This window comes from Ruegeria sp. AM2, assembly GCF_056540685.1.
This window is the reverse complement of sequence record NZ_JBQFXE010000024.1, coordinates 1-4,031: the sequence shown is the minus strand read 5'-3', so window position 1 is coordinate 4,031 and position 4,031 is coordinate 1. Positions and strand designations below refer to the sequence as shown.

3 protein-coding genes are annotated in these 4,031 nt (G+C 62.3%); all 3 read right to left on the bottom strand.

What is annotated here, in order from left to right:
* Complete coding sequence (locus tag ACR0CR_RS20345) at nucleotides 1-432, bottom strand: universal stress protein (RefSeq protein WP_480602723.1); 432 nt, start codon at nucleotides 430-432, stop codon at nucleotides 1-3.
* Complete coding sequence (locus tag ACR0CR_RS20340; protein WP_480602720.1) at nucleotides 429-3,038, bottom strand: TRAP transporter permease; 2,610 nt, start codon at nucleotides 3,036-3,038, stop codon at nucleotides 429-431. The genes ACR0CR_RS20345 and ACR0CR_RS20340 overlap by 4 nt, the downstream gene beginning before the upstream one ends.
* A gap of 108 nt (nucleotides 3,039-3,146) precedes the next feature.
* The coding region (locus tag ACR0CR_RS20335) for a TAXI family TRAP transporter solute-binding subunit (RefSeq protein ID WP_480602717.1) at nucleotides 3,147-4,031 on the bottom strand (885 nt) is incomplete at its 5' end.

Below are 4,031 nucleotides of genomic sequence, written 5' to 3'. Positions count from 1 at the left end.
TCACCTAACGACATAGACTGACACTTCTGAGTGTCTGACGACTCTGGCGGCGTTTGGGCCTAGGAGGTAGTCTTTGAGGTCTGGTTTGTGTGCGCCGATGATGATGAGGTCTGAGCCGGCCTCTTTGGCGGTGTGCAGGATTTCCTGGTAGGCGGTGCCGGTGGCGACGACGTGGCGGATTTGGGCGTTTCGGGCCGCGCCCAGGGTGCGGGTGCAGAGGTCGACCAGCTGGGTGTGGGCCTCTTCGACCGCCTTGTCGTGAAAGCCCGGCTGGAAAAAGCCCGAGACCCAGCTTTCGCCAAAATCGGGCAGCACTGTCACCACGTCCAGGCCCGCCCCGTCCAGATCCGCCAGTTCGGCGGCGCGGTGAAGCACGTCGGCGTCCAGATCGCCATTGCTGATATCGACGGCGCAGAGAACGGATTTGGTCATGCGGGCTCTCCTTGTTTGGCGGCGCGGCCTTTCTGCAGGGCCGCGATCAGGCCCAGCAGGATCAGCGCCGGGATGAAGATCAGCTCTTTGGCGGGCTGATCCTGCGGCGCCTGCACGGCGGTGATGCGGACCGCGTCATCGGCGTAATAGTCGAACATGTCCAGCTCATCCGCGACAGGCGTGCCGAACAGCGGCTCATCGAGCTTGACCATGCCGTCCTCGTCCAGCGGCAGCAGGCCCAGAGCGTCCACCCGCGCCGCGCCATCCGCGCCTTCGGGAATGGTCAGAACCACGGTGGTCTCGGTCATGTTGCCGGTGTCAAAGTCAGGGCCTGCGACCTCGATCCGCATGGAACTGCCCGGGGTGGCCCCGCCCACGGCTTCGGTCAGCTGCGCCGGTTCGATCTGCGCGAACGGAGGCGCGATGCGGTTCATGAAGAAGTCCGGACGGAACAGCGCAAACGCGATCAGGATCAGCGCGACGCTTTCATAGATGCGGTTGCGGGTCAGGAACCAGCCCATGGTGCCCGCCGTGAAGATCAGGATCGCGATGGTGGCGGATATGGCCACCAGAATGCCCTGCACCCAGCCCACATCGATCAGCAGCAGATCGGTGTTGAAGATGAACACAAAGGGCAGCGCCACGGTGCGCAAGCTGTAGAAGAAGGCGGTAAAGCCCGTGCGGATCGCATCCCCGCCCGACACGGCGGCAGCGGCAAAGCTGGCCAGCCCCACAGGTGGGGTCACATCGGCCATGATGCCGAAGTAGAACACAAACAGATGCACCGCGATCAGTGGCACGATCAGACCGTCCTGCGCGCCCAGTTCGACGACGACACCAGCCATCAGCGAGCTGACGACGATATAATTCGCCGTGGTCGGCAGACCCATGCCCAGAATGAGGCTCAGCAGGCCTACCAAGGCCAGCATGGCGATCAGGTTGCCGCGCGACAGGAACTCGACCAGATCGGCCATCACCTGCCCCACACCGGTCAGCGTCACGGTGCCCACGATCACGCCCGCGGTGGCAGTGGCCAGCGCGATGCCGATCATGTTGCGGGCCCCGTCGATCAGACCGTTCCACAGGTCGGTCACACCCGCCATGAAGGCATTGGCGGTGTCACTCTCACCCCGGAAGATCGATTTGAGCGGCTTCTGCGTCAGCAGGATCACAAACAGCAGCGCCGTTGCCCAGAAGGCCGACAGGCCCGGCGATTTCTGCTCGATCATCAGGAAGTAGACCAACACGATGATCGGCAGCAGGTAATGCAGTCCGGCCTTGTAGATCTCGGCAATGACCGGCAGTTCGACCTCTTTGGCGTTGGGATCATCGGGCACCAGATCCTCGACCCCTGCGGCCAGTTTCAGCAGGATCAGATAGGCCACCACAACCAGCGCCGACAGCACCAGACCCGAAGCCCCCGGCATCAGCGCAATCACCGCCTTGATCGGGTATTGGATGCCGTAACACAGCCCGGCAAAGCCCACGAAGAAGATCGCCATGCCGCCAATCGTCCGACCCATGGACACCACGCGGTTGCCCAGCGTCGGCATGTTCCGCTTCACCGCCTCCAGGTGCACGATATAGACCAGCGCGATGTAGGAGATCGCGGCAGGCAGGAAGGCATGCGTGATCACCTCAACGTAGGAAATGCCCACATATTCCACCATCAGGAAAGCCGCAGCCCCCATCACCGGCGGCATGATCTGGCCGTTCACCGAACTGGCCACCTCGACCGAGCCCGCCTGTTCGCTGGTGAAGCCCACCCGCTTCATCAGCGGGATGGTGAAGGTCCCGGTGGTCACCACGTTCGCAATCGACGAGCCCGAGATCAGACCGGTCGCCGCCGAGCCCACCACAGCCGCCTTGGCCGGGCCGCCCCGCAGGTGCCCCAGCGCGCCAAAGGCCATCTTGATGAAGTAATTGCCCGCACCCGCCTTATCCAGCAACGCGCCAAACAGCACGAACAGGAAGACGAACTTGGTCGACACGCCCAAAGCGATGCCAAACACACCCTCGGAGGTGATCCACATATGGCTCATCGCCTTCTTCAGGCTGGCGCCCTTCCAGCGAATGACCTCGGGCACCCATTCGGACGAGCCAAAGAACACGTAAAGCAGAAAGATCGAGGCGATGATCGCCATCGCAGGCCCCAGCGCCCGGCGCGCGGCCTCAAACAGCAGCACCAGACCCACCAGCGCCACCCATTTATCCGTATCATCCGCCAAACCGCCCGCATCGACGATCTTGTCGTAGAAAAAGAATCCGTAAAGCGCGATGAACGCGCCCAGCAGCCCCATGATCCAATCCTGAACGGGGATGTAATTGCGCGGGCTCGACTTCAGCGCGGGATAGGCCGCAAAGGCCAGAAACAGCGCAAAGGCCAGATGGATCTGGCGTGAGTTGTTCACCACCGCACCCGGCAGCAGCACGTTCGAGATCGGCGAGGCCAGCACCACCTGAAAGACCGACCACAGCACCGCAACGATGGCCAGAAACAGCCCCACATTGCCCGCCGGGCTGCGCGCGCCCGCATCGGACGAGGCCACAAGATCCTGAAGCTCTTCCTCGGATAGCGGGCGGTTGGATTGCGTGTCGGAACTCATCTGGCGTCTCCCCGTCGGTCCGCCTTGGTGGCGGTTTCTGCACCCCGGTGTCGTCCCGGGTGTGAAAGGGGCGCGCCCATCACAGGCGCGCCCCGCATCAGGTCCGGATTACTGGATCCAGCCTTTTTCCTTATAGTACTTCTCGGCACCCGGATGCAGCGGCGCCGACAGGCCGTCCGCGATCATCTCTTCCGGTTTCAGGTTGGCAAAGGCCGGGTGCAGCTTTTTGAAGTCGTCAAAGTTCTCGAAGACCGAGCTGACAACCGCATAGACCGCGTCATCCGACACATCCGCCGAGGTGACAAAAGTCGCGCCCACACCAAAGGTCGTGGTGTCGCCGTCCGAGCCGCGATACATCCCGCCCGGAATGGTCGCCGTGCGGTAGTAGGAATTGCCGTCGATCAGACCGTCAATCGCATCCCCGGTCACGTTCACCAGAACCGAGTCACAGGCGGTGGTCGCTTCCTGAATCGACCCCGACGGGTGACCCACCGTATAGATCATCGCATCGATCTGGTTGTCACACAGCGCCGCCGACTGCTCGGCCGCTTTCAGCTCGGAGGCCAGTTCGAAATCATCGATGGTCCAGCCCACCGCTTCCAGCACAACATCCATCGTGCCGCGCTGACCAGACCCTGGGTTGCCGATGTTCACCCGCTTGCCCTTGAGGTCCTCAAAGCTGGAAATCCCCGCATCCGCGCGCGCCACAACCGTGAACGGCTCGGGATGCACCGAGAACACCGCCCGCAGGCTGTCAAACGGCCCCGCCTCTTCGAACTTCGAGGTGCCGTTAAACGCATGGTACTGCCAGTCGGACTGCGCCACCCCAAACTCCAACTCGCCCTCGCGAATGGTGTTGATGTTGTAAACCGACCCACCCGTCGATTCCACAGAACACCGAACCCCATGCTCCTTACGACCCTTGTTCACCAAACGACAAATCGCACCACCCGTCGGATAATAAACACCCGTAACTCCACCCGTCCCAATCGT